24 protein-coding genes are annotated in these 26,289 nt (G+C 67.1%); 17 read left to right on the forward strand and 7 right to left on the reverse strand.

What is annotated here, in order from left to right; all coding sequences use genetic code 11:
• Window positions 1–69: 69 nt before the first annotated feature.
• From nadB to QHG62_RS13880, 3 genes are all read right to left on the reverse strand, one after another.
• Window positions 70–1,653, reverse strand: coding sequence for an L-aspartate oxidase (gene nadB, locus QHG62_RS13870; RefSeq protein ID WP_281151635.1), 1,584 nt, complete (start codon window positions 1,651–1,653; stop codon window positions 70–72).
• A gap of 32 nt (window positions 1,654–1,685) precedes the next feature.
• Complete coding sequence (locus QHG62_RS13875) at window positions 1,686–2,522, reverse strand: segregation and condensation protein A (protein ID WP_281151403.1); 837 nt, start codon at window positions 2,520–2,522, stop codon at window positions 1,686–1,688.
• A 70-nt stretch (window positions 2,523–2,592) separates the two neighbouring features.
• Complete coding sequence (locus tag QHG62_RS13880; RefSeq protein WP_126748409.1) at window positions 2,593–2,799, reverse strand: DUF3460 family protein; 207 nt, start codon at window positions 2,797–2,799, stop codon at window positions 2,593–2,595.
• A 39-nt stretch (window positions 2,800–2,838) separates the two neighbouring features.
• On the opposite strand from QHG62_RS13880, the gene QHG62_RS13885 reads away from it, so the two are divergent.
• The gene (locus QHG62_RS13885) at window positions 2,839–3,342 is read left to right on the forward strand and encodes an outer membrane protein assembly factor BamE (RefSeq protein ID WP_281151404.1); all 504 of its coding nucleotides are present in this window, start codon (window positions 2,839–2,841) and stop codon (window positions 3,340–3,342) included.
• Window positions 3,343–3,345: 3 nt separating this feature from the next.
• Here QHG62_RS13885 and QHG62_RS13890 read toward each other — a convergent pair whose 3' ends face one another.
• The 3 genes from QHG62_RS13890 to metG are packed head-to-tail and all read right to left on the reverse strand — an operon-like array spanning window position 3,346 to window position 7,393.
• Window positions 3,346–5,022: a SulP family inorganic anion transporter gene (locus QHG62_RS13890; RefSeq protein WP_281151405.1), complete on the reverse strand. Its 1,677-nt coding sequence runs from the start codon at window positions 5,020–5,022 to the stop codon at window positions 3,346–3,348.
• A 57-nt stretch (window positions 5,023–5,079) separates the two neighbouring features.
• Window positions 5,080–5,277 carry a hypothetical protein gene (locus QHG62_RS13895; protein WP_281151406.1) on the reverse strand — a complete coding sequence of 66 codons (198 nt, stop codon included), beginning with the start codon at window positions 5,275–5,277 and terminating at the stop codon, window positions 5,080–5,082.
• A 19-nt stretch (window positions 5,278–5,296) separates the two neighbouring features.
• Window positions 5,297–7,393: a methionine--tRNA ligase gene (metG, locus tag QHG62_RS13900; RefSeq protein WP_281151407.1), complete on the reverse strand. Its 2,097-nt coding sequence runs from the start codon at window positions 7,391–7,393 to the stop codon at window positions 5,297–5,299.
• Between the two features lie 301 nt (window positions 7,394–7,694).
• On the opposite strand from metG, the gene QHG62_RS13905 reads away from it, so the two are divergent.
• The 4 genes from QHG62_RS13905 to QHG62_RS13920 all read left to right on the forward strand — a co-directional run bounded on the left by QHG62_RS13905 (window position 7,695) and on the right by QHG62_RS13920 (window position 11,074).
• Window positions 7,695–8,726 (forward strand): isocitrate/isopropylmalate dehydrogenase family protein, encoded by a 1,032-nt coding sequence (locus tag QHG62_RS13905; protein ID WP_126748415.1) that lies wholly within the window; start codon window positions 7,695–7,697, stop codon window positions 8,724–8,726.
• A gap of 25 nt (window positions 8,727–8,751) precedes the next feature.
• A complete protein-coding gene (locus QHG62_RS13910) occupies window positions 8,752–9,486 on the forward strand; it encodes a phosphodiester glycosidase family protein (RefSeq protein WP_281151408.1) in 735 nt (244 codons plus the stop codon).
• Between the two features lie 43 nt (window positions 9,487–9,529).
• The gene (locus tag QHG62_RS13915; RefSeq protein ID WP_281151409.1) at window positions 9,530–10,216 is read left to right on the forward strand and encodes a YceH family protein; all 687 of its coding nucleotides are present in this window, start codon (window positions 9,530–9,532) and stop codon (window positions 10,214–10,216) included.
• Window positions 10,217–10,312: 96 nt separating this feature from the next.
• The gene (locus QHG62_RS13920; protein ID WP_281151410.1) at window positions 10,313–11,074 is read left to right on the forward strand and encodes a phytanoyl-CoA dioxygenase family protein; all 762 of its coding nucleotides are present in this window, start codon (window positions 10,313–10,315) and stop codon (window positions 11,072–11,074) included.
• 42 nt (window positions 11,075–11,116) lie between these two features.
• Here the strand turns inward: QHG62_RS13920 and QHG62_RS13925 are convergent, their stop codons facing one another.
• The gene (locus QHG62_RS13925; protein ID WP_281151411.1) at window positions 11,117–12,310 is read right to left on the reverse strand and encodes a patatin-like phospholipase family protein; all 1,194 of its coding nucleotides are present in this window, start codon (window positions 12,308–12,310) and stop codon (window positions 11,117–11,119) included.
• Window positions 12,311–12,445: 135 nt separating this feature from the next.
• Between QHG62_RS13925 and apbC the strand changes: the two genes are divergently transcribed.
• From apbC to QHG62_RS13985, 12 genes are all read left to right on the forward strand, one after another.
• Complete coding sequence (apbC, locus tag QHG62_RS13930) at window positions 12,446–13,537, forward strand: iron-sulfur cluster carrier protein ApbC (protein ID WP_157615321.1); 1,092 nt, start codon at window positions 12,446–12,448, stop codon at window positions 13,535–13,537.
• A gap of 50 nt (window positions 13,538–13,587) precedes the next feature.
• Window positions 13,588–14,532 (forward strand): LysR substrate-binding domain-containing protein, encoded by a 945-nt coding sequence (locus QHG62_RS13935; protein WP_157615319.1) that lies wholly within the window; start codon window positions 13,588–13,590, stop codon window positions 14,530–14,532.
• A 243-nt stretch (window positions 14,533–14,775) separates the two neighbouring features.
• Window positions 14,776–16,521, forward strand: a complete 1,746-nt coding sequence (locus tag QHG62_RS13940) for an NAD(P)H-dependent oxidoreductase subunit E (RefSeq protein ID WP_281151637.1) — start codon at window positions 14,776–14,778, stop codon at window positions 16,519–16,521.
• A gap of 84 nt (window positions 16,522–16,605) precedes the next feature.
• Entirely contained in the window at window positions 16,606–19,479 is a 2,874-nt protein-coding gene (gene fdhF / locus QHG62_RS13945; RefSeq protein ID WP_281151412.1) for a formate dehydrogenase subunit alpha, read from the forward strand.
• Window positions 19,480–19,554: 75 nt separating this feature from the next.
• On the forward strand, window positions 19,555–19,902 hold the full coding sequence (locus QHG62_RS13950) for a winged helix-turn-helix domain-containing protein (protein ID WP_157615313.1): 348 nt from the start codon (window positions 19,555–19,557) through the stop codon (window positions 19,900–19,902).
• A gap of 111 nt (window positions 19,903–20,013) precedes the next feature.
• Window positions 20,014–20,697, forward strand: coding sequence for a molybdate ABC transporter permease subunit (gene modB / locus QHG62_RS13955; protein ID WP_281151413.1), 684 nt, complete (start codon window positions 20,014–20,016; stop codon window positions 20,695–20,697).
• Between the two features lie 27 nt (window positions 20,698–20,724).
• Complete coding sequence (gene modA / locus QHG62_RS13960) at window positions 20,725–21,474, forward strand: molybdate ABC transporter substrate-binding protein (RefSeq protein WP_281151414.1); 750 nt, start codon at window positions 20,725–20,727, stop codon at window positions 21,472–21,474.
• Entirely contained in the window at window positions 21,471–22,262 is a 792-nt protein-coding gene (locus QHG62_RS13965) for an ABC transporter ATP-binding protein (protein ID WP_281151415.1), read from the forward strand. Before modA ends, QHG62_RS13965 begins: the two co-directional genes overlap by 4 nt.
• Window positions 22,263–22,337: 75 nt before the next feature.
• A complete protein-coding gene (locus QHG62_RS13970; protein ID WP_281151416.1) occupies window positions 22,338–22,883 on the forward strand; it encodes a DUF3305 domain-containing protein in 546 nt (181 codons plus the stop codon).
• Complete coding sequence (locus QHG62_RS13975) at window positions 22,876–23,535, forward strand: DUF3306 domain-containing protein (protein ID WP_281151417.1); 660 nt, start codon at window positions 22,876–22,878, stop codon at window positions 23,533–23,535. The genes QHG62_RS13970 and QHG62_RS13975 overlap by 8 nt, the downstream gene beginning before the upstream one ends.
• Window positions 23,459–25,609 (forward strand): 4Fe-4S dicluster domain-containing protein, encoded by a 2,151-nt coding sequence (locus tag QHG62_RS13980; protein ID WP_281151418.1) that lies wholly within the window; start codon window positions 23,459–23,461, stop codon window positions 25,607–25,609. Before QHG62_RS13975 ends, QHG62_RS13980 begins: the two co-directional genes overlap by 77 nt.
• Entirely contained in the window at window positions 25,606–26,289 is a 684-nt protein-coding gene (locus QHG62_RS13985) for a TorD/DmsD family molecular chaperone (protein WP_281151420.1), read from the forward strand. Before QHG62_RS13980 ends, QHG62_RS13985 begins: the two co-directional genes overlap by 4 nt.

Below are 26,289 nucleotides of genomic sequence, written 5' to 3' on the forward strand. Positions count from 1 at the left end.
GGTTTCTCCCTGCGGGCGTCGGTGGCCGGGCATCCTTGAATGAAGAAAAAGCTAAAGCGGGTGGGGCGGTCAGCGCCCCGGCGGCGTCAGCACCGTCGGTGCGGAGGGCTCGGCAAGCGAAGGATAGTCCCGGCTGAAATGCAGCCCGCGGCTTTCATGGCGGGCCTGCGCCGAGCGCACGATGAGTTCGGCCACCTGCACCAGGTTGCGCAGTTCCAGCAGGTCGCGCGTCACGTGAAAGTGGGCGTAGAACTCGTGGATCTCGGCCTGCAGCAGCGCAATGCGGTGGCTTGCGCGCTCCAGCCGCTTGTTGGTGCGCACGATGCCTACGTAGTCCCACATGAAGCGCCGAAGCTCTTCCCAGTTGTGGGAAATGACCACGGCCTCGTCCGCATCGGTCACGCGGCTGTCGTCCCAGGGCGGCAGATCGACGCTGCTGCGCCCCGGAGCCGCCGCAATGGCGCCAGCCGCGGCGCGCGCAAACACCATGCATTCGACCAGCGAGTTGCTCGCCAGGCGATTCGCGCCGTGCAGGCCCGTGCAGGCGGTTTCGCCAATGGCGTAGAGGCCCGGCACATCGGTGCGCCCGGCCAGATCGCTCAGCACGCCGCCGCAGGTGTAGTGGGCGGCCGGCACCACGGGAATGGGCTCGCGCGTGATGTCGATGCCCAGCTCCGCGCAGCGCGCGAGGATGTTGGGAAAGTGCTCGTTCAGGAAAGCCGGGCTCTGGTGCGAGATGTCCAGGTAAACGCAGTCGAGCCCATGCTTCTTCATCTCGAAGTCGATGGCGCGCGCCACCACGTCGCGCGGCGCAAGCTCGGCGCGCTCGTCGTGCTGGGGCATGAAGCGGGTGCCTCCCGCCGATTCGGGCAGCTTCAGCAGCCCGCCTTCGCCGCGCACTGCTTCGCTGATGAGAAACGACTTGGCATGCGGGTGGTACAGGCACGTGGGGTGGAACTGGATGAACTCCATGTTCGACACCCGGCAGCCCGCGCGCCAGGCCGCGGCAATGCCGTCGCCCGTGGCCGTATCCGGGTTGGTCGTGTAGAGGTAGACCTTGCCCGCACCGCCCGTCGCCAGGATGGTGCGCGGCGCGCGAAAGCTCAGCACCTCGTCGGTCTCGTCGTCGAGCGCGTACAGGCCCAGGCAGGCCGGATCGTCCAGCCCCAGCTTGGGCCCGGTGATCAGGTCGACCAGCGTGTGGTGCTCGAAGAGGGTGATGTTGGACGTGCGGCGCACGCGCTCGATCAGCGTCTGCTGCACGGCCGCGCCGGTGGCGTCCGTCACATGCACGATGCGGCGCTGGCTGTGGCCGCCTTCGCGGGTCAGGTGCAACCCGCCGTCGGCTTCTGCGGAAAACGGCACGCCGAGTTCGCGCAGCCAGTCGATGGCCTCGGGCGCATGCTCGACGACGAAGCGCGTGACTTCGGGGTCGCAAAGCCCGGCGCCGGCCACCAGCGTGTCTTCCACATGCGCATCGAAGCTGTCGCCCGCGGCCAGCACGGCGGCAATGCCGCCCTGCGCCCAGGCGCTCGAACCGTCGTTGAGCGCACGCTTGGTCAGCACCGCCACCCGGTGCGTCGGCGCCAGGTGCAGCGCCGCCGAGAGGCCTGCAAGCCCGCTGCCGACGATGAGGACGTCGAAGTCGCGCACGGCGGAATTCACAGGGGCAAGAGCCGGCAAGGTCAGGCCGGCGAGTACGCCAGCCGGACGTAAATGGGCGCAAAGGCCTCGGCCTGCGTGATGTCGATCAGCGTTTCCTTCGCGAGCTCGAGCATCGCAATGAAGGTCACGATCAGCACAGGCGCACCGCGCGACACGTCGAACAGCTTTTCGAATTCCACGAAGCGCTGCCCCTGCAAGTGCCGCAGCACGATGCTCATGTGCTCGCGCACGTTGAGTTCTTCGCGCGAGATCTTGTGGTGCTGCACGAGCTTGGCGCGCTTCATGATGTCGGCCCACGCATCGCGCAGTTCGACCACGTTCACGTCGGGGAAGCGGGGCTTGAGCGACTGCTCGATGTAGACCTGCCCCTTCCAGAAGTCGCGCCCGTAGGTCGGCATGGCGCTGATGGCGGCGGCCTGCAGCTTGGTCTGCTCGTATTCGAGCAGGCGGCGCACAAGCTCTGCGCGGGGGTCTTCGGCCTCTTCGCCATCAGCCACCTTCTTGGGCGGCAGCAGCATGCGCGACTTGATCTCGATCAGCATCGCGGCCATCAGCAGGTACTCGGCCGCGAGTTCGAGGTTGGTCTGGCGAATCTCGTCGACGTAGCTCAGGTACTGCCGCGTGAGCCCCGCCATCGGGATGTCGAGGATGTTGAAGTTCTGCTTCCTGATGAGGTAGAGCAGCAAGTCCAGCGGGCCTTCGAAGGCCTCCAGAAAAACCTGCAGCGCCTCGGGCGGGATGTACAGGTCCTTCGGCATCGCGAACAACGGCTCGCCATAGAGCCTCGCGAGCGCGACCTGGTCGACCACTTCGGGCATGCTGGCCACGAGCGTGTCGTTGTCCTCGTTGTCCTTCATCGGGTGCTTGCTATCATTTCAATAGCTGCATGCGCGACGGGGACGAACGACGGATGCCGGCTGGGCACCATTACTTGCTTTGGGTCTGGTAGACGTACGGCTGCTGCGGCACGCGGGCTTCGCTGTATTCCTCGAGCAGGCTGCGGTCGAGGTGTTTGTCCCACAGCAGGGCCCGGCCGGCGCGCTGTTCGGCTTCCAGCGTCGGCTTCTTTTCTTTCATCTCCTCGATGAAGCTGGTGATCTCGGAGGTGTAGTGGGGGCGGCGGAAGATGGACATAGACTGGACCTTTGTAGCGCGAATTTTACCGGGGATGGCATGAAGCGACGACAACAGTGGCGGATCGGCACGGCAGCGGCCTTGCTGGCGGTGGTCATGGGGCTTGCGGGATGTGACCCGCAGCGCATCGGCGAACTGGAGGAGGGCGTCTCGACCGAGGCCGATGTGCGGGCCCGGTTCGGCGAGCCCGAGAACATCTGGGACGTGCCGAACGGCCGCGTGCTCGAGTACAACCGCCAGCCGCAGGGCCAGAAAAACTACATGATCACCATCGGCGCCGACCGCAAGATGAGCGCGCTGCGCCAGGTGCTCACGCCCGAGAATTTTGCCAAGGTGCAGCCCGGCATGATGATGGAAGACCTGCGCAAGCTGCTCGGCAAGCCCGCCAAGGTCACGCCCTATGCGCTCAAGCGCGAAACCGAATGGGAATGGCGCTGGGTGCAGCCGCCCAATTCGCCGATGGTGTTTACCGCCACGCTCAACGACGACCAGCGCGTGGTGCGCAGCGGCTCCTCGCCCGACCGGGGCACCGAGGCAAACTGAGAACTAGCCTTCGGCGTCGTGCAGCCGGCCGCTCGTCAGCTCATCGGCAAAGCCCGAGCGCACGATCACCTCGAGCGGCTGCGGCTGCAGCGATTCCAGCCTCAGCAGCCCGTCCCGCGACAGCACCGCGCGGTGCAGCTGCCGCAGCGCGTCGACGCCGGTCGCGTCCAGGTAGATGAGGTGCGTGGCGTCGAGCACCACCGTCATGCCGCGCGGCGCGCTCTCGGCCGCATTCACGGCTTCGTCCAGCTTGGCCGCAGCCCCGAAGAACAGCGCACCATACAGCCGGTAGGTGAGCACCGGCGGCTGCAGGGTGACCAGCTCGACGCTGAAAAGCCCGCTCATGCGCCGGATGAATAGCGCGCAGGCCAGCACGATGCCCACCTGCACCGCCACCGTCAGGTCGAAAACGACGGTGAGAAAGAAGGTGCCGAGCATCAGCAGCCGGTAATGCCGGCTGAAGTGCCGCAGCTGGCCGGGCGTGAACTCGCGCCATTCGCCCATGTTCAGGCCCACGAACACCAGAATGCCCGCCAGCACCGCGAGCGGCACATGGCGCGCCAGCGGCGCCGCCAGCAGCACGACCACCATCAGCGTGACCGCATGCACGATGCCGGCGATAGGCGAATTGCCGCCCGAGCGGATGTTGGTCACGGTGCGCGCGATGGTGCCGGTGGCGGGCATGCCGCCGAAGAACGGCGTCACCAGGTTGGCAATGCCTTGCGCCATCAGTTCCTGGTTCGGGTCGTGGCGCGGCTGTCCGCTGATCTGGTCGGCCACGCGGGCGCACAGCAGCGACTCGATGGCACCCAGCAGCGCGATGGTCAGCGTGGGCGTGACCAGCTGCTTGACCGTTTCCCACGAGAAATCGGGCAGCGCAAAAGTCGGCAAGCCTTCGGGAATGCCACCGAAGCGCGTGCCGATGGTTTCCACCGGCAGGTGGAAACCCCATGACACCAGCGTGAGCGTGACCAGCGCGACGATGGGCCCCGGCATGCGCGCGCCCACCTGCACCGCGCGCGTTCGCGCAATGCGCCCCGCGAGCCGCTGCACCGCATGGCCCACCTTCGACTCACCTTGCAGCAGCAGCGGCCAGACCATCAAGCCGACCACGCAGGCCAGCCCCAGCGCGAAGGCGTAAGGGTTGAAGGTGCCGATCTGCAGCGCCATGGCGTGCAGCTGCGAGAACACGTCCGCCGGCATCTTCTCGACCGTGAGGCCGAGCAAGTCCTTGAGCTGCGACAGCAGAATGAGCACCGCGATGCCGTTGGTGAAGCCGACCACGATCGACAGCGGCACGAAGCGCACCAGCCGGCCGAGCCCGAACAGCCCCGCCGCGAACAGCAGCACGCCGGCGCAGGCGGTCGATATCAGCAGGTTGGCAAGGCCGTAGCGCTCGACGATGCCGTAGACGATCACGATGAAGGCGCCGGCCGGCCCGCCGATCTGCACCGCCGAGCCGCCCAGGAGCGAGATCAGGAAGCCCGCGATGATCGCCGTCCAGATGCCCGCTTCGGGCTTGAGCCCGGAGGCGATGGCAAAGGCCATGGCCAGCGGCAGCGCCACGATGCCGACGGTGGCCCCGGCGCCCAGGTCCTTGAAGAAGCGCCCCCGGTCGTAGCCTGCCATGGCATCCAGCAGACGCGGGCGAAAGCGGGTGATGTTCAGCGGTGACTGCATGGGGCACCCATTGTGTACCCCCGCGCCGGCGTGGCCGGCCCACTGCCAAGCCGTCGGTCAGTCGCTGTCTGGAATCACCGCGTCGGCCGCCGCGCCCACGGCCTTGCCGGTGATGCGCGCAGTGCCGATGGCGGCGTCCGCCGCCAGGCCCACCGCGCTGGCCCCCACGCTCACGGCGGTACCTGCCACGGTCACCACCGCGCAGCCGTTCAGCATGGCCGCGAATGACAACAGAAGGATGGTGCGCTTCAGCATGGTGCGGTCCCTTTGAAAATCAGCGAACCCGCATGCCGGGCGTGGCGCCGGGCCAGGGTTCGAGCACGTGGATGCCCGGGTTGGCCTTTTCGTCGGCATGGCTGGCGGCCAGCACCATGCCTTCGCTGATGCCGAACTTCATCTTGCGCGGTGCCAGGTTGGCGACCAGCACCGTGAGCTTGCCCACGAGCTGCTCGGGCTGGTAGGCCGAGGCGATGCCGCTGAACACGTTGCGCGTCTTTTCTTCGCCCGCGTCGAGCGTCAGACGCAGCAGCTTGGTCGAGCCTTCGACCTTCTCGCAGGCCACGATTTTCGCAATGCGCAGGTCGATCTTCGCGAAGTCGTCGATGGTGATGGTGGGCGCAATGGCCTCGCCGCCGGGCAGCGCACCAGTGGTGGCTTCAACGGCCGCCGCCGCTACCGCCTCGGGCGCATCGAACAGCTTGTCGACCATCTTCGCGTCGGCGCGCTGCATCAGGTGCTTGTATTCGCCGATGGCATGGCCGACGGGCAGCGCCTGCGCGGCATCAGCCCAGCTCAGCGGCTCAATCTGGAGGAAGGCCTCGACGTTGACGGCGAGCGCCGGCAGCACCGGCTTCAGGTACAGCGTGAGCAGGCGGAAGGCCTCGATGCACACGGTGCACACGTCGTGCAGGCGCGCCTCCTGGCCTTCTTTCTTGGCCAGCTCCCAGGGCTTGTTCTGGTCGACGTATTCGTTCACCTTGTCGGCCAGCGCCATCACCTCGCGCAGTGCGCGGGCGTAATCGCGGCCGTCGTACAGCGAATGCAGCTGCGGCGCCGCGTCGCGCAGCGCAAACAGCAGCGCGTCGCCGTCGGCCGAAATTTCGCCCAGCTTGCCGCCGAAGCGCTTGCCGATGAAGCCGGCCGCGCGGCTCGCGATGTTGATGTACTTGCCGACCAGGTCGCTGTTGACGCGCGCCACGAAGTCTTCGGGGTTGAAGTCGATGTCTTCGTTGCGGCCGTTGAGCTTGGCCGCGATGTAGTAGCGCAGCCATTCGGGGTCGAGGCCGATCGAGAGGTACTTGAGCGGGTCGATGCCGGTGCCGCGGCTCTTGCTCATCTTTTCGCCGCTCACCGTCAGGTGGCCGTGCACGTACACCGCGTCGGGCGCCTTGCGGCCGCTGAAATGCAGCATCGCGGGCCAGAAGAGGGTGTGGAAGGTGATGATGTCCTTGCCGATGAAGTGCACCTGCTCCAGGTCGGGGTCGGCCATGTACTCGGTGTACGAGATGCCGTCGCCGCCCAGCTCGATGCAGCGCTTGTCGAGCAGGTTCTTCAGCGAGGCCAGGTAGCCCACGGGCGCGTCGAGCCACACGTAGAAGTACTTGCCCGGCGTATCGGGAATCTCGATGCCGAAGTAGGGCGCGTCGCGGCTGATGTCCCAGTCGCCGAGGCCGCCCTTGCCCTCGTCGTCCTTGTAGAGCCACTCGCGGATCTTGTTCTGCACCTCGGGCTGCACATGGCCGGGGGCCGCCGTCCAGTCCTTCAGGTAGGCCTCGCAGCGCGGGTCCGAGAGCTTGAAGAAGAAGTGGTCCGAGCTGCGCAGCTCCGGCTTGGCGCCCGACAGGGCCGAGTAGGGGTTGATCAGCTCGGTGGGCGCGTACACGGCGCCGCACACCTCGCAGTTGTCGCCGTACTGGTCCTTGGCGTGGCAGTTCGGGCACTCGCCCTTGATGAAGCGGTCGGCCAGGAACATGCCCTTGGCCGGGTCGTAGAACTGCTCGACGCTCTTGGTGCTGATGAAACCATTGGCGCGCAGGTCGCGGTAGATGTCCTGCGCAAGCTGGTGGTTCTCGGGCGCGTCGGTCGAGTGCCAGTTGTCGAACGAGATGTAGTAGCCGTCGAGGTAGGGCTTGCGGCCCGCCGCGATCTCGGCCACGAAGGCCTGCGGCGTCACGCCGGCCTTGTCGGCCGCAATGGTGATGGCTGCGCCGTGCGCATCGTCGGCGCAGACGAAGTTGACCTCGGCGCCATTCATTCGCTGGTTCCGCACCCAGATGTCGGCCTGGATGTATTCCATCATGTGGCCGATATGGAACTTGCCGTTGGCATACGGCAGGGCGGTGGTAACGAAGAGCTTGCGCGGGGCGGACATCGGGGAGGGCGCTTTCGGGAGTGGCGAGAACTTGCTGGGTGCGGCCAGGGGCCGCTTCCGGGAACCGGGCATTTTAGGTGGCTGCTCCGCACCCTGCCGAATGCCCCCGATCCCACCGTCCGCGCTTGCCGGAATTACCTGGTGACCGGGTCTACCGCTTTGCCGGTGCGTGCCGAGTGACCCGAAAGCCGGCGGGGTGTCTCCGGCGCGACGTATGCTCCATGCCGCGCATTTCGCCAACGCTCCCCCTGATATGGCGAAGAGATATACAAGATAGATACACAGAAAGCGAGTTTTTCCGATGACCACCCCCATTCCCGCAACCCTGATCCCCGGCGATGGCATCGGCCCCGAAATCGTCGACGCCACGTTGGCCGCTTTCGATGCGCTGAAGGCCCCGTTCGAGTGGGACCGCCAGATTGCCGGCCTCGGCGGCGTCAAGGCCTCGGGCGATCCGCTGCCCCAGGCCACGCTGGACAGCATCCGCCGCACCCGCCTGGCCCTCAAGGGCCCGCTCGAAACCCCGTCGGGCGGCGGCTACCGCTCGTCGAACGTGCGCCTGCGCGAAGAATTCCAGCTGTATGCCAACCTGCGCCCCGCCCGCACCATTGTTCCGGGCGGCCGTTTCGACAAGATCGACCTGATGGTCGTGCGCGAAAACCTCGAGGGCCTCTACATCGGCCACGAGCACTATGTGCGCATCGACGGAGACCCGCACGCCGTGGGCATGGCCACCGGCATCAATACGCGCCAGGGCTGCCTTCGCCTGCTCGAGTACGCCTTCGAGACCGCCATTGCCACGGGCCGCAAGAAGGTCACGCTGGTCCACAAGGCCAACATCATGAAGGTGCTGACCGGCCTGTTCCTGGAGACGGGCCTCGACCTGTACGAGAGAAAGTACAAGGGCAAGTTCGAGCTCGACTCGATCATCGTCGACGCGTGCGCAATGAAGCTGGTGCTCAACCCGTGGCAGTTCGACATGCTGGTGACCACCAACCTGTTCGGCGACATCCTCTCCGACCTGGTCGCCGGTCTGGTCGGCGGCCTGGGCATGGCACCGGGCGCCAATATCGGCGCCGATGCTGCGATCTTCGAGGCCGTGCACGGCTCCGCGCCCGACATCGCAGGCAAGGGCATTGCCAATCCGACCGCGCTGCTGCTGGCCGCCGCGCTGATGCTCGAGCACGTCAAGCTGCCCGACCTGGCCACGCGCCTGCGCAAGGCCATCGACGACACGCTCAACATCGACAAGGTGCGCACCGGCGACCTCGGCGGCACCGCCAACACGGCGGCGTTCACCAAGGCGCTGGTCAGCCGCATCCAGAACGGCTGAAGCGGAGGCGGCTTCCCATTACTTCATGAGAAAGCTGCTGCTCCTGCTGGCGCTCTGCGCGGCCGGCGTGGCCAGCGCCGCCGGCATGGCCGCCACTGCAGCCGCCGCGGAAGATCCGCCGCGCTACACCGTCGTCAGGGTCGACCTGCGCAAGGAACGGCTCGAGCTGTTCCTGCGCGACGACACCGGCATCGAGTTCAAGAGCCTCGAGCGCCTCGAAGCCTGGCTTGCGGGGCGCAACCGGCAACTGCTGTTCGCGATGAATGCCGGCATGTACCACGCCGACTTTTCGCCCGTCGGCCTGCTGGTGCAGGAGGGACGCGAGATTTCGCCGCTCAACCTGTCGGGGGGCGCGGGCAACTTCTTTCTCAAGCCGAACGGCGTTTTCCTGGTGTCCGATGCCGGGCCGCGCGTGGTCGAATCGTCGGAGTATCCGGCGCTTTCGAAGAGCGGTGTTCGGCTGGCGACCCAATCGGGCCCGCTGCTGCTGCGCCACGGCGTGGTGCATCCGGCCTTCATTCCACATTCGGACTCGCGCAAGATCCGCAACGGCGTGGGTGTGTCGGGCCATACCGCAATTTTCGTGATCAGCGAGCAGCCGGTGAACTTCTACGAGTTCGCGCTCTACTTTCGCGACGTGCTGCATTGCCGCGATGCGCTCTACCTCGACGGCACCGTGTCGGCCCTGTATTCGCTTGCGCTGCGGCGCAGCGATCTCACGCGGGAGCTGGGTCCGATATTCGGCGTGACCGCACCCTGAGCCGGCCTTTGCCGCCAACGTTTTCATTCAGAATTTCCGAGTCATGACCCAGGCCCTACCCATTCTTTCGCTTGTCGAAACCCGCGTGCTCGGCGTGCTGGCCGAAAAGCAACGCACCGTGCCCGACAGCTATCCGCTCACGCTCAATTCGCTGGTTTCGGGCTGCAACCAGAAGACCAGCCGCAACCCTGTGCTCGACCTGAGCGAGGCGCAGGTGCAGGCCGCCATCGACAGCCTGAAGGGCTACAGCCTGGTGGCGGAAACCAGCGGTGGCCGCGCCTTCCGCTACGAGCACAACATCGACCGCGTGCTGCGCATTCCGTCGCAGTCGGTCATTCTGCTCACCGTGCTGATGCTGCGCGGCCCGCAAACGGCCGGCGAGCTGCGCATTGCATGCGACCGCATGCACAACTTTGCCGACATCTCTTCGGTCGAGGGCTTTCTCGACGAACTCGCTGAACGGCCGGCCGGCGCGCTGGTCGTCAAGCTCGCGCGCCTGCCCGGTGCGCGCGAAAGCCGCTGGGCGCATCTGCTGAGCGGTGCGCCGGCGGAAGAGGTCGCCGGACCTGGCGGCGCTTCGGCCGATGGTGCCTACGCGCCGCACGATGCGTCGCTCGGCGAGCTCGCAGCGCTCAAGGCCAATGTGGCGCGGCTCGAGGCCGAGCTTGCGTCGCTGAAGGCGCTGGTGAGGCGGGTGTGCTCGGAGCTCGGGATTTCCGAGGCGGGCTAGCCGGCGAATGGCGTGGCGCCTCGCGGATATCTTTTGTTTTTCGGCCTCGATCGATCCACCGATATGCCTGAACATTCGATTTTTCCGGTAAACGACATGCGCTCCGAAGCGTTCATTCGCGACGGCTTCCTGCGGGTCGACAACGCCTTCTCGCGCGAGCTCGCGGCCGAGGCGCGCGCCATCCTTTGGCGAGACACTGGGTGCGACGCCAACGATCCGTCCACATGGACCAAGCCCGTCATCAGGCTTGGCATGTACCCGCAGCAGCCTTTCGTCGAGGCCGCCAATACACCGCTCCTGCACGAGGCCTTCAACCTGCTCGTCGGCCCCGGCCGGTGGCAGCCGTGCCGCAGCATGGGCACCTTTCCCGTGCGCTTTCCCTCGGCCGAAGATCCGGGCGATGCCGGCTGGCACATCGACGTGAGCTTCGGGTTGGAGAACCCGGACTTCATGTCATGGCGCGCGAACCTTCGCTCCAAGGGGCGGGCGCTGCTGATGCTCTTCCTGTTTTCGGATGTGGGCGAGGACGACGCGCCCACGCGCATTCGCGCCGGTTCGCATGCCGACATCGCCCGAATGCTGATGCCCGCGGGCGAGGAAGGCCTGTCGCTCGGTGAACTGGCGCGCAACGGTTTTGCCGAGTCCGCCGGGCGGCCCGAGGTGCTGGCGACGGGGGCGGCGGGCACCGTGTACCTGTGCCATCCGTTCCTGGTGCATTCGGCCCAGCCGCACCGCGGCACGCGGCCGCGTTTCATGGCCCAGCCGCCGCTGCTGCCCGCGCAACCGTTTGACCTCGAAGCTCCGCCGAAGGTGCGTTGCCCTGTGGAAGAAGCGATCGTGCGGGCGGTGAACGGCTAGCCGGCTTTTTTTTGAGGATGGCGATGACGCGACTGACCTGCCTCAGGCGGCGGCATTCCACCCAAAGAACCGCAGCACTTCATCCTGCTGCCGCATCGCATCGGCCCGCCCGAGCGCCATCAGCTCGCGCGTGTAGGCCGACTCGAACAGCAGGTAGCTCGCAAGCGCGCCGCCCTTCACGTCGGCCGCAACCTTGGAGCCACCGAGCAGGTGGCGCACCGCGCCGGGCAGCGCGTCGACATGGCGCGCCGCAATCACGTCGAGCCGCTCCGACGGAGAAATCACCAGCAGATCGAGCGGGCGCAGCGAGCTCGACTTGCGCGCTTCTTCGGGGATGAGGCCGAGCGTGTGGTTGATGCGCCGCAGCCGTTCGATGTCCACCGCCAGTGCATCCAGAAAGATGCTCGACAGCGCATGGCCCGCGATCTGCGCCATGGTGGGATAGCCGCTGTAGGTATTGGGCGCGTCGGTGTCGCGCGGCTCGTGCATGCGGCCCGCGCCAATCACCAGGATGCGCTGGGCGCCCAGGTGAATTGCAGCGGCAATGGGTGCCGACTGCCGCATCGAGCCGTCGCCGAAATATTCGGTATGCCCCTGCATCGGCAGCGCCGTGGCCGGAAACACGAAGGGAATGGCCGACGAGGCCAGCAGGTGCGCATGGCTGATGCGGTCACGCACGGAAAGCCGTTGCGAGCGCACCCACGGTTCCATCGGCGCGGCGGCTTCGAAGAAGGTGACGTGCTCGCCCGAGCTGTAGCTCGACGCCGTCACGGCCAGCGCGCGCAGGTGGCCTTGCTGCATGAGTTGCGGCAGCCGGTCCAGCGGCACCATGCGGGCCAGCAGGTCGGCCAGCGGCGCGTTGTCGAGCAGGGAGCGAGGCTTGATGCGCATCCAGTTGGCGGCAAATCGCCCCAGCCCGAGCAGCATGCGCCAGCGCGTGCCGCTGCCGAGCACCGAGAGCGAATCGGCCCGGTAGACCTGCCCGGCATGAAAACCGCGCCAGACCTGCGCAATGTGCGCGACCACTCCGTCGAAATCGTCGGCGCCGCAAGCCAGCGCGGCGGCGTTGATGGCGCCGGCCGAAGTGCCGGTGATCACGGGGAAGGGATTGGGCTGGCCTGCGAAACCGGCGGTTCGCCGAATTTCGGAAATGGCTTCGAGCACGCCGACCTGGTAGGCAGCCCGGGCGCCGCCTCCGGTGAGCAGGAGACCGGTGGCGGGGGGTGTCTCGGGCATCTTCTTGTTGCTGTCGTCTGTTGAAAAGGGGCTTGCACTCCGCGTTGTCCCCTGGTGCAGGAAGGCGAAGCCGCACGAAGTGCGCGGAGGCGCCGGGCGAGCCACTAGACTACCCGCCATTCAGGAGTTAGATCAATGGCACTCACCCCAGAAGGGCTCATGGACGCGCTCAAGGCCGTCCAGGACCCGAACACCGGCAAGGACTTCGTGGCGACGCGCTCGCTCAAGAACCTGCAGATATCAGACGGCGACGTGTCGTTCGACCTCGAGCTCGGCTATCCGGCCAAGAGCCAGCACGCAGCGCTGCGCAAGGCGCTGGTGGCGGCGGCCAAGACGGTGCCGGGCGTGAGCAACGTGTCCGTCAACATCGTCACCAAGGTCATCAGCCATGCGGTGCAGCGCGGCGTGCAGCTGATGCCCAACGTCAAGAACATCATTGCGGTGGCGTCCGGCAAGGGCGGCGTGGGCAAGAGCACCACGGCTGCCAACCTGGCGCTGGCGCTGGCGGCCGAAGGCGCCGCCGTGGGCCTGCTCGACGCCGACATCTACGGCCCCAGCCAGCCGATGATGCTGGGCATCGAAGGCCGCCCCGAGAGCGAAGACGGCAAGACCATGGAGCCGCTGGAGAACCACGGCGTGCAGGTCATGTCGATCGGTTTCCTGGTGGACCAGGACGAGGCCATGATCTGGCGCGGCCCCATGGCCACCCAGGCGCTGGAGCAGCTGCTGCGCCAGACCAACTGGAAAGACCTCGACTACCTGATCGTCGACATGCCGCCCGGCACCGGCGACATCCAGCTCACGCTGAGCCAGCGCGTGCCCATGACCGGCGCGGTGATCGTCACCACGCCGCAGGACATCGCACTGCTCGATGCCAAGAAGGGCATCAAGATGTTCGAGAAGGTCGGCGTGCCGATCCTGGGCATCGTGGAAAACATGGCGGTGCACATCTGCTCCAACTGCGGCCATGTCGAGCACATCTTCGGCTCCGAAGGCGGCAAGAAGATGGCCGCGCAGTACGAGATGGAATACCTCGGCGCGTTGCCGCTGGACATCAACATCCGCCTGCAGGCCGACAGCGGCAAGCCCACCGTGGTGGCCGACCCGGACGGCGAAGTGGCTGGCATCTACAAGGCCGTGGCCCGGCAAGTGGCCGTGGGCATTGCCGAGAAGGCCAAGGACTTCTCCTCGAAGTTCCCGACCATCTCGATCAGCAAGAACACCTGACGCATGGTGCGCCCGCCCAGCCTCATTGAACGCGTGCCGGAGCAGGCGAAGTGAATCTGCTGGCTTCGATGCGCTACCTGGTGGCGCTGAGCGAGCACAAGCATTTCGGGCGCGCGGCGCAAGCCTGCCACATCACGCAGCCGGCGCTCTCCAACGCGCTGCGCTCGCTTGAAAGCGAGTTCGGCGTGGTCATCGTGAAGCGGGGTCGCGTGTACGTGGGCCTCACGCACGAAGGCGAGCGGGTGCTGGCCACCGCGCAGCGCATGCTGCGCGACAACGAGGTGCTGCTGCAAGAGTTGCGCAGCGAAGAGGGCCAGCCCCGCGGGCGGCTGCGCATGGCGGCGGTGCCTACTGCCATTCCGATGCTGTCGCGCTTTGCGGCCATGCTGCATGAGCTGCACCCGGGCATCGTGCCGGCCGTGCTGTCGATGAGTTCGCAAGAGCTGGAAACGGGGCTCGAGAGCCTTTCGGTCGATCTCGCGCTCGGCTACACCGAACGCATGCACCTGCCGGGCATCAAGCTCACGGCCTGGCCGCAGAGCGTGGAGCACTACTACCTCTTGCGACGCGCCGAGCGGCCCTCGGCCGACCGGCTGCGCATCGGCCAGCCGATGTCGTGGGCCGATGCCGGCAAGCTGCCGCTGTGCCTGCTTACGCCCGACATGCACAACCGCTCCATCATCGACCAGGCGTTGCGCGAAGCCGACACGGCCGTGGCGCCGGCCATCGAGACCAACTCGGTACTTACCCTTGCCTTGGCCGTGCTCGCGGGCACCGTGAGCAGCGTGCTGCCCGGCGCCATGGTCGCGGCCGTGCGCAGCTACCGCGAGCTGGAGGCCCTGCCGCTCGTGGGGCCGGAGGTGAAAACGCCGCTCGGATTCATGACCCAGACCGGCGTGCGCCCCTCGCGGGCGCTCGATGCCGCCCTGGTTTTCCTGCAAACGCCGGCCTGGCGCGAGCAGGTGCGGCTGCACAGCGGCGCGCTCGGCGAGTAACCGGCCAGCCGGCGCGGGCGCCAGGAGCCCCGCGCACCATTTAGTTATTGAATCGATCGATGCTCCGATCGAATTTGACGGGCCCTGGGCCGCCCCACACACTCGGTCAGCCCTCAAGCATTGGGGGCAGTTCCGAGACATCGAGAAAAGGCCCAGGCAGTGAACAACCACCCAGCCACGACCCGCGCGACAGCCAAGGCGGCCCCGACGCACACCATCGTGCCGCTTGCGACCGCCGACGAAATGCGCGAGCGCATCCGCCGCAAGAGCAAGCTCAAGGGCCGGCAGCCAGACGAAGCGGCGCTGCTCGAAGTGCGCACGCTCATCGGTGCCCGACCCGCAGAGGGCCACCGGCGCGACCTGCTCATCGAGCACCTGCACAAGCTGAACGACGCTTTTCGCTGCCTGCATGACCGCCACCTGGTGGCGCTGGCGCGGGAGATGAACATTCCCATGGCCGAGGTGTACGAGGTCGCGACCTTCTATCACCACTTCGAGGTGGTGCGCGGCGACGAAACGGCACCGGGCCTTACCGTGCGCGTGTGCGACGGCCTGGCCTGCGAACTGGCGGGCGCCAAGGATCTGCTGGCGCGGCTACCCGAACTGCTGGGCGTCGACGGCGACGATGTGCGCGTGATTGCGGCGCCCTGCGTCGGGCGCTGCGAGCAGGCCCCCGCGGTGGTCGTCGACCGCCAGGCCGTGCCGCTCGCGACGACTGCCAAGGTGCTGCAGGCCTTGAAGTCCGACCCCGATGAAGCCACGGTCGCGTATTTCGACGCGGCTGAGTTCGCGCTGAAAAGCGTCTCGCCGCCGCCCGGCGCCATCGAGCGCATGCCGGCGTTCACCGACTACGCCACCTACCGCGCGAACGGTGGTTACGCCCTTGCGTCGGCACTGGTCAACGGAAAGCAGGACGCCGAGGCCATCATCAAGACGATGGAAGACTCGGGCCTGCGCGGCCTGGGCGGCGCGGGCTTTCCGGCCGGGCGCAAGTGGCGCATCGTGCGCGACCAGCCCGCGCCCCGGCTCATGGCGGTGAACATCGACGAGGGCGAACCCGGCACCTTCAAGGACCGCACGTACCTCGAGCGCGATCCGCACCGCTTTCTCGAAGGCCTGGTGGTGGCGGCGCAGATCGTCGGCATCGAGCAGTGCTACATCTACCTGCGCGACGAATACCACGACTGCCGCGCATTGCTCGAAAGAGAGCTGGCCCGGCTTCAGGCCGACCCGCCGTGCGCACTGCCGCGCATCGAGCTTCGGCGCGGCGCGGGTGCTTATATCTGCGGCGAAGAGTCGGCCATGATCGAAAGCATCGAAGGGAAGCGCGGCGAACCGCGCATGCGCCCGCCGTACATCGCGCAGGTGGGCCTCTTCGGCCGTCCGACGCTGGAGCACAACTTCGAAACCCTCTACTGGGTGCGCGACATCGTCGAGAAAGGCGCGGCCTGGTTCAGCGGCTTCGGTCGCAACGGCCGCAAGGGGCTGCGCAGCTTCAGCGTGAGCGGCCGGGTGAAGCACCCGGGCGTCAAGCTCGCCCCGGCGGGCATCACCGTGCAGGAGCTCATCGACGAATACTGCGGCGGCATGCTCGACGGCCACTCGCTGTATGCCTACCTGCCGGGCGGCGCGTCGGGCGGCATTCTGCCGGCGCGAATGAACGACATTCCGCTCGACTTCGACACGCTGCAGCCCTACGGCTGCTTCATCGGATCGGCCGCCGTGATGGTGCTGAGCCAGCATGACCGCGCACGCGATGCCGCGCTGAACGTGATGCGATTCTTCGAGCACGAAAGCTGCGGCCAGTGCACGCCATGCCGCGTCGGCACCGCCAAGGCCGCGGCGCTGATGCAGGCCCCCACGTGGGACAACACCACGCTCGAAGACCTGGCGCAGGTCATGGGCGACGCTTCAATTTGCGGACTCGGACAGGCGGCCCCCAACCCGATTCGCTGCATCCAGCAATATTTCCCGGAGGAAATCGCATGAGCCCCCACGTTCATCACTGCGTGTATTCACTGCCCCCCGTGGGGGCGCAGACCGCCCTTGGGGCGGCCCGGCGGGCGGTCTGACATGAACGCCCCGTCCAAGCTCGCGGAGCTCATGCCGCAAACCATCGAATTCACCCTCGACGGGCAACCGATCCAGGCCTTCGACGGCGAAACCATCTACAAGGCGGCCGAGCGCCACGGCGTGGAGATTCCCCACCTGTGCTTCAAGGACGGCTACCGCCCCGACGGCAATTGCCGCGCCTGCGTGGTCGAGGTGAGGGGCGAGCGAACGCTGGCACCCAGCTGCTGCCGCAACGTGACGGCCGGCATGGAAGTGAAGGCCACCAGCGAGCGCGCACTCAAAAGCCAGAAGATGGTGGTCGAGATGCTGCTGTCCGACATGCCCGACCAGGGCTACAAATGGATTGGCGACGACGCCACCCAGCAGCACGGCGAGCTCAGCGCCTGGGCAAAAAAGCTCGACATTGCGGTGCGGCCCGAACTCAAGGCGCTGCGCCGCGAGCAGCCCAAGACCGACATTTCGCACCCGGCCATGGCCGTCAACCTGGACGCCTGCATCCAGTGCAACCGCTGCGTGCGCGCCTGTCGCGAAGAACAGGTCAACGACGTCATCGGTTACGCGATGCGCGGCGCGGACAGCAAGATCGTGTTCGACCTGGACGACCCGATGGGCGACAGCACCTGCGTGGCCTGCGGCGAATGCGTTCAGGCCTGCCCCACGGGCGCGCTCATGCCCAAGAGCCACATCGGCTCGCAGGAGGTCGATCGCAAGGTCGACTCGGTGTGCCCGTTCTGCGGCGTGGGCTGCCTGGTGACCTACAACGTGAAGGACGAGAAGATCGTCAGCGTCGACGGCCGCGACGGACCGGCCAACCACAACCGCCTGTGCGTGAAGGGCCGCTTCGGCTTCGACTACGCGCACCATCCGCAGCGCCTGACCAAGCCGCTGATCCGCAAGGCCGGTGCGCCGAAGGACTTCGGCGATACGCCGCGTCCGGACGACTGGAGCGAGTATTTCCGCGAGGCCACCTGGGAAGAAGCGCTCGCGCTCACCACCGGCAAGCTCTCGGGCCTGCGCGACACCTACGGTGCCAAGTCGCTCGCGGGCTTTGGCTCGGCCAAGGGCAGCAACGAAGAGGCCTACCTGTTCCAGAAGCTCGTGCGCACCGGCTTTGGCAGCAACAACATCGACCACTGCACGCGCCTGTGCCACGCATCGAGCGTGGCCGCGCTGCTCGAAGGCGTGGGCTCGGGTGCGGTGAGCAACCAGGTCAACGACGTGGAGCATGCGGGGCTGATCTTCGTCATCGGCTCCAACCCCACGGCCAATCATCCGGTGGCCGCCACCTGGATGAAGAACGCCGCGCAGCGCGGCGCGAAGATCGTGCTGGCCGACCCGCGCCGCACCGACATCAGCCGCCATGCCTGGCGCACGCTGCAGTTCAAGGCCGACACCGATGTAGCCATGCTCAACGCGCTCATCCATGCCGTGATCGACGAAGGCCTGGTCGACCAGGAGTTTGTGCGCACGCGCGCCAGCAACTACGAGGCGCTGCGCGAGAACGTGAAGGGCTACAGCCCCGAGGCGATGGCACCCATCTGCGGCGTGCCGGCCGAAACGCTGCGCGAAGTGGCGCGCGCCTTTGCCACCGCCAAGGGCTCGATGATTCTCTGGGGCATGGGCGTGAGCCAGCACGTGCACGGCACCGACAACGCGCGCTGCCTCATTGCGCTGGCCACCGTGACCGGGCAAATCGGCAAGCCGGGCTCGGGCCTGCATCCGCTGCGTGGCCAGAACAACGTGCAGGGCGCGAGCGACGCGGGCCTGATCCCGATGATGTTCCCCAACTACCAGCGCGTCGACAACCCGGCGGTGCATGCGTGGTTCGAGAACTTCTGGGGCACGCCGCTGGACGCAACGCCGGGCTACACCGTGGTCGAGATCATGCACAAGGCGCTCGCGCCCGACACCGATCCGCACAAGGTGCGCGGCATGTACATCATGGGCGAGAACCCGGCCATGAGCGACCCCGACCTGAACCATGCACGCCATGCGCTCGCGAGCCTGGAGCACCTGGTGGTGCAAGACATCTTCATGACCGAGACCGCGTGGCTCGCCGACGTGGTGCTGCCCGCGAGCGCCTGGCCCGAGAAGACCGGCACAGTGAGCAACACCGACCGCATGGTGCAGTTGGGCAAGCGCGCGCTCAACCCGCCGGGCGATGCGCGGTCCGATCTCTGGATCATCCAGCAGATTGCCCAGGGCATGGGCCTGCAATGGAACTACCAGGGCGAAGAGTCCGGCGTGGCCGCGGTCTACGAGGAAATGCGCCAGGCCATGCATGCGGTGATCAGCGGCATCAGCTGGGAGCGGCTGCAGCGCGATTCGAGCGTGACCTACCCCTGCCTGAGCGAGGAAGACCCGGGCCAGCCGACCGTGTTCATCGACGACTTCCCGACCGCCGACGGCCGCGTGAAGCTGGTGCCGGCCGACATCATTCCGGCCAACGAGCGGCCCGATGCCGAATACCCGTTCGTGCTCATCACGGGCCGGCAGCTGGAGCACTGGCACACCGGCAGCATGACGCGCCGCGCCACGGTGCTCGACGCACTGGAGCCCATGGCGACCGCCTCGATGAACCAGGCCGACCTGCTGAAGCTGGGGCTCCAGGCCGGCGACGTGATCACGGTGCAGTCGCGGCGCGGCGAAGTGGCCATCCACGTGCGGCGCGACGACGGCACGCCGAGCGGCGCGGTGTTCGTACCCTTTGCCTACTACGAGGCGGCCGCCAACCTGATGACCAACGCCGCGCTCGACCCGATGGGCAAGATTCCGGAATTCAAGTACTGCGCAGTGCGCATTTCGCGCGGCGGCCAGCCGATGGCGGCGGCCGGGTACGGGACCGGTTCAGGTGTGCTGGCGACGGTGGATTGAAGCGCTCGGGGGCGGAGCGTGGGCATGGTTTAACCTTTGCATTCCACCGCCCTCGCACCGCTCACCACCACCGGCATGAAAACCAGAGTCCAGTTCCGCCTTCGCATCTACAGGGACGACAGCATCGCCTTCGGCCCCGGCAAGATCGACGTGCTGGAAGCCGTGGCGGAGACGGGCTCGATCTCGGCCGCGGCGCGAAAGCTGGGCATGTCGTACCGGCGAGCTTGGATGCTCATCGACGAGATGAACAACGCCCTCAGTTCCCCAGCCGTGAACACCGCGGCCGGCGGCTCGCGCGGCGGCGGCACCGCGCTTACGCCCGTCGGTGAAGAAATCGTCAAGCACTACCGGGCCATCGAGAATGCCGCCCGCCTGGCCACGGCGGCGGACGTCCGCGCACTGACGCGCCTGCTCGCGCCCTGATTCGCTCTCCGGCGCTGTATCCGGAAGGATATCGGCGTCGTCTTCCCATACCCTCAGTAGAGGCCTCGTCGAGGGGGAGGGGCGTTCGTGCAACAATTACGTTGTATCTTCATGAATACGACGAACGCCCTCATCGCCTCGACCGACTGGTTTCCGCTGGTGCTGTCGCTCAAGGTGGCCTCGGTCGCGACCCTGCTGGCGCTCCTCGCCGGCGTGGGGCTCGGCTGGGTGTTCGCGCGCAAGCGTTTTCCGGGCCGCTCGGTGCTCGAAGCCGTGTGCATGCTGCCGCTGGTGCTGCCGCCCACGGTCATCGGCTACGCCATTTTGGTGGCGGCAGGGCGGCGCAGCCCGCTGGGCGGCTGGCTGCGCGAGCACCTGGACTACAGCATCATCTTCAGCTGGCACGGTGCCGTCGTCGCGTCTGCCGTGGTGGCGCTGCCGCTGGTGTTGAAGTCGGCCAGCGCCGCATTTGCGGGCGTGGACCGCTCGCTCGAAGCCGCTGCCAGCACGCTGCGCCAGTCGCCGTTCTCGGTGTTCGTGCGGGTCACGCTACCGCTGGCCTGGCCGGGCATCCTGGCCGGCACGCTGCTCGCATTTGCACGGGCCATGGGTGAATTCGGCGCCTCGCTCATGGTGGCGGGTTCCATTCCCAAGCAGACCCAGACGCTCTCGATGGCCATCTACGACGCCGCGCAGGCCGGCAACGACGACCTTGCATTGCTGCTGGTGGCGGTGACCTCGCTGCTGTCGGTCACGGTGCTGGTGCTGTCGAACCGCTTCTTTTCGCTGCGCTGAGCAGCCCCTTCCCAACCCGGAAACCACATGCGCCCGCTCCGCCTCCTTACCTTTCTCCTGGCCATGGCGTTGCCGTTGGGCGCTGCGGCGCAGCAGATCACCGTTTCCGCCGCCGCCAGCCTGACGGATGCGTTCAAGGAGCTCGGGCTGAAGTTCGAAGCCGCGAGGCCGGGTGCCGCGGTGCGTTTCAACTTTGCGGCTTCGGGTGTGCTGCTGCAGCAGATCGGGCAGGGCGCGCCGGTCGACGTGTTCGCAAGCGCCGATCAGGAAACCATGGACCGCGCTGCCGCGCAGAAGCTCATCGACACGGACACGCGCCGGAACTTCGCGGGCAACAGCCTGGTGTTGGTCGAGCCGCTCAGGGATGCGGCCGGCGTGAAGTCGCTGCAGGACCTCGCCGGCGCGGGTGTCCGCAAGATCGCGGTCGGCAAGACCGCCACCGTGCCGGTCGGCCGCTACACGCGGCAGGTGCTCGAAGGCGCGGGGCTCTGGAGCGTGCTCGAGCCCAAGTTCGTGCAGGCCGACAGCGTGCGCCAGGTGCTCGACTACGTGGCCCGCGGCGAGGTCGAGGCGGGTTTTGTCTACCGCACCGACGCAGCCCTGATGGGCGGCAAGATCAAGGTTGCATTCGCTCCCGCCGGCCACGCGCCCGTGACTTATCCGGCCGCCGTGGTGGCCGACAGCAGGCAGAAGGCCTTGGGCGCGGACTTCATCGCCTTTCTTTCCAGCGATGCCGCGCGCGAAGTCTTCGCGCGCTACGGGTTCACCAGGCCATGATCGACGTCGACCTGAAACTCACGGTCACCGACGGCGCGCGCCGCTTCGACCTGGCGGCGCGCTTTGCGACCGACGTGCCGTTTGCCGCGCTCTACGGTCCCTCGGGCGCGGGCAAGACGCTCACCTTGCAAGCCATTGCAGGCCTGCTGCGGGCTTCCGAAGGCCATGTGCGGCTCGACGGCCGCACGCTCTACGACTCCGCGCGCGGCATCGAGGTGCCCACGCCGGAGCGGCGCATCGGCTACCTGTTCCAGAACTACGCGCTGTTTCCGCACCTGTCGGTGCGCGAGAACGTAGCCTTCGGCCTGACCGCATGGCACCGGCGCAAGCTGCCGCCGCGTGAGGCTGAAATGGTGCAGTCGCTGCTCGAAGGCTTTGGCCTGGCGGCGCTGGCCGACAGCCGTCCGCAGAAGCTTTCGGGCGGGCAGCAGCAGCGCGTGGCGCTGGCCCGCGCGCTGGCCTGCCAGCCGCAGGTGCTGCTGCTCGACGAGCCCTTTGCCGCGCTCAACCCCATGCTGCGCAGCGAACTGCGGAGCGAGTTGGCCCAGGTGCGCCGCCAATGGGGCATTCCGGTGCTGATGATCACGCACGACATCGAAGACGTGCTGGCGCTGGCCGACGTGGCCTTCGTTTACGACAACGGGCGCGTGGTGCGCGAGATCGACCTGCACAATGCCGAAAGCCGCGACATTGCGCTGCGCGAAGCGGGCGGCGTGCCGGCTGCCGAGGCCACGCCCCTGCACCGCAAGCTGCGCGGCCTGCTGATGCAGGGCGCGCCGGGCGTTTGAGCAGGGCAGGGCCGGTGGGCCAGCGCGGATGACCCTCAAACCGGATGCGCCGTGCAGCGGCGCTACGATTGCCGCATGAATCCTTCGATTGACGTTGCCGTCGTGATGCGCCGCGAGCGCATCGACAACCGTTGGCAATCCTGGCGCTGGATTCTTGAAAGCGTCGGGCCCGACCAGCCGGGATTCGGCACCGAGCCGCGCCTGCTCGAAGCAAGCGAGAGCGCGCAGCGCTGGCTGCACCCGGGCTTCAAGACCGAACTGTTCCGCGACGACGTCGAGGGTTACCACCTGAACGCCACCACGCCCGCGCCCTGCTGGTTTGTGCTGTGGCGCATGGAAGAAGAGCCCACCGTTGCCGACGAGCCATTGGCCCGGCCGGTGGTGGTGAGCCTCAGCTACAACGAGGCCGGCCGCTGGCTCGACGCGCAGGAAACCGTGGAGCAGGTACCCGCGCCCGAAGAGGTGATCGAGTGGATGCGCGACTTTGTGCAGGCGCACTACGTGATAGAGCCCAAGCGCCGCAAGCGGCCCGAAAGTTTCCGCCCGTTGGTCGACCGCTTCGGCAATGCGGCCAGTGTGTCGACCGAGAAAAAGCGCGGACGCGGAGCGGGCGATGCCTGAGAATTTCTTCGACCGGTGGTCGCGGCGCAAGAAGGAGGCCCGCGAAGAGGTGCCAGCTCCCGCTGTTGCGCAAGAGGCCGAAAAGCCGGCGGATGCGGTTGCCGGAACCGCCGTGCCCGTGCCCGCCGCGGCCGACGCGGCGGCCGGCCTTCCGGCCGAAAACCCGCCCGAAATCCCCCAGCCCACGCTGGCCGACGCCCAGGCGCTCACGCCCGAGTCCGACTTCCGGCCCTTCGTCGGCAAAAACGTGGCGCCCGAGGTAAAAAACACCGCCTTCAGGAAGCTCTTTGCCGACCCGCAGTTCAATGTGATGGACGGCATGGACACCTATATAGACGACTACTCGGAGTCGACGCCCATTCCGGACAACGTGCTGCGGCAGATGGCCAGCGCCAAGTTCCTGAAACTGTTCGACGACGAGGAGCAAGAAGAAAAGAACGCGCAGGAAGCTGCCGGAAAATCAGCGGAAACCCCGCAAGACGCTGCGCCCACCAACGTGGCACAGTCAGAGCACCCGGGAGACACCCTCCCCAGCCAGCAGGTTGCCGATGTGCAGCCCGCAAGCCAGAAGACCGATGACCACAACGCTGATCTGCGACTGCAACCAGACGATGCCGCTCGAGCCGAAGACGCTCGGCGCGGCGCTGGCTGAGTCGCTGCCCCTTCACTCCACCCTGTGCCGCCGCGAGGCGCCCGCTTTCCAGCGCGCCATCCGTTCGGGCGACGACGTGGTGGTTGCCTGCACGCAAGAGCGCAAGCTGTTTACTGAGCTGGCCGCGCAGACCGAAGGCGCGACCTCGCCGATCCGCTTCGTGAACATCCGCGAAACCGGCGGCTGGAGCCGCGACGCGAAGAACGCCAGCCCCAAGATTACCGCCTTGCTGGCGCTGGCCCACCTGCCCGAACCCGAGCCGGTTTCCACCGTGAGCTACGTGAGCCAGGGCCGCCTGCTCGTCGTCGGCCCGCTCGACCAGGCCGAGAAGGCCGCGGCCCTGGTGGCGGATTCGCTGCAGGTCTCCATCTTTTCCACCGGCCCGGGCGCCGCCGGCGGCGGACAGGAGCGCCGCTGGCCCGTGATGGCAGGGCGCATCGGCTCGCTCACAGGCTGGCTGGGCAAGTTCTCGCTGCGCTGGACGCGGGACAACCCCATCGACCTCGACCTGTGCACGCGCTGCAACGCCTGCCTCGGTGCTTGCCCCGACCAGGCGATCGGGCTCGACTACCAGATTGACATGGCGAAATGCGGCTCGCACCGCGACTGCGAAAAAGCCTGTGCCGTGGCCGGTGCCATCAACTTCAGCCGCGCGCCCGAGGCGCTCGATGCGGATTTCGACCTGGTGCTCGACCTGGGCGCAAATGCATTGATCGACTGGCATGCGCCGCCGCAAGGATATTTCCACCTGGCGGGCGGCCTCGCGCATGCCGAAGGCCTCTCGACCCTGCTGCGCCTGCGCGAAATGGTGGGCGAGTTCGAGAAGCCCAAGTTCTTCGACTACAAGCAGAAGCTCTGCGCCCACAGCCGCAATGAGGTGGTGGGCTGCAACGCGTGCGTCGAAGTGTGCTCGGCGCATGCCATTTCAAGCGACAAGGAACGCCAGCGCATCGTCGTCAATCCGCAGCTTTGCGTGGGATGCGGCGCCTGCACCACCGTGTGCCCGACCGGCGCCCTGGGCTACACCTATCCGCGCACGCCCGACCAGGGCCGAAAGCTTCGCGCGCTGTTGTCCACCTACACCGGGGCCGGCGGCCGCGATGCCGCGGTGCTGCTGCACAACGAAGAGGGTGGGCAGGCACTCGTCGAGCAGCTGGGCCGCGCCGCGCAGCTGGGCCGCGGCAAGCGCGACGGCTTGGCCGGGGTGCCTGCGCATGTGCTGCCCGTGGCGCTGATGCATGTCGCAAGCACCGGCATCGATCTCTGGCTCAGCGCCGTAGCCTTCGGTGCCGCACAGGTGGCGGTGCTTTCCACCGGCGAAGAAGCGCCGCAATACATCGATGCGCTGAAAAGGCAGATGGCCGTTGCGCAGGCGCTGCTCACGGGCCTGGGCTACACCGGAACGCATTTCCACCTCATCGAGGCCGCCACGCCGGCCGCGCTGGACGCGGCCCTGGCCGGCCTGCGCGCCACGCGACAGCGCGTGCCGGGGACCGCAGCACGCTTTGCCGTTGGCGGGGAAAAGCGCGGCACGCTGGAGATGACGCTCGACCACCTGATGGCCGAGGCGCCTGTGCTTTCGGCGCCGTCGAGCGATGCGGCTGCGTCGCTCGCCCCGGCGCTTGAGATTCCGCTGCCCGCCGGTTCTCCCTTTGGCGCGATCACCGTCAACAAGGACACCTGCACGCTCTGCCTGGCCTGCGTAAGCGCCTGCCCTGCCAGCGCGCTGCAAGACAACCAGAACGCACCGCAGCTGCGCTTCATCGAAAAGAACTGCGTGCAGTGCGGCCTGTGCGAAACCACCTGCCCCGAGAACGCGATTGCGCTCGTGCCGCGCCTCTTGGCCGCGCCCGAGCGCAAGCAGCCCGTGGTGCTCAACGAGGCCAAGCCCTGGGCCTGCATCCGCTGCAGCAAACCCTTCGGCACGCAGAAAGCCATCGAAGCGATGCTCGGCAAACTGGCGGGCCACGCCATGTTCCAGGGCGAGGCGCTCGAGCGGCTCAAGATGTGCAGCGACTGCCGGGTCATCGACCTGTACAGCGCGCAGAACGAAATGAAGATCACGCAGCTATGAGCCAGTTTCCCCCCCATGAGCGAAGTGCCGGGCCGCCCCAAACGAGCTCGCACCGCAGTGCGAAGCACGAAGGTTCTCCAATTTCCTCCGCGCTTGACGAGGAGATTGCGCGTGCCGAGGTCTATGGCCTGCTTGCGCGGCTCTGGTATGCGGCGCCCGATGCCGAACTGCTCGGCGCCTTCAGCGTCGCGCCCACCGAGGCGCCGGCCGCCGGCGCTTTTCTCGAGGAGCCCTGGCGCCAGTTGGTCGGCACGGCGCGCGGCACCGATGCCGCCGCGGTGCATGCCGAATACGACGCGCTCTTCGGCGGCATGGGCAAGCCCGAGGTCTACCTGTTCGGCTCGCACTACCTGAGCGGCTTTCTCAACGACAAGCCGCTGGCGCAACTGCGCACCGACCTGGCGCGGCTTGGGCTTGCGCGGGACGAGGCCGTGTCCGAAAGCGAAGACCACGTCGCGTGCCTGTTCGAAGTGATGCGCTACCTGATTGCGGGCGACGACGCGGCGGTGTCCAACCTGGCGCAGCAGCAGGCATTTTTTGCGGCGCACCTGCAGTCATGGCTGCCAACCCTGTGCGACGTGGTCGCGCAGCATCCCAAGGCGCATTTCTATGCTTCGCTCGCCAGCTTTACCCGCGCCTTTGCCGAAGTCGAAGTGCAGGGTTTCGACATGCTCGACTGA

The organism is Variovorax paradoxus (assembly GCF_029919115.1).
In the GTDB taxonomy this organism is placed as follows: Bacteria; Pseudomonadota; Gammaproteobacteria; order Burkholderiales; family Burkholderiaceae_C; genus Variovorax; species Variovorax paradoxus_O.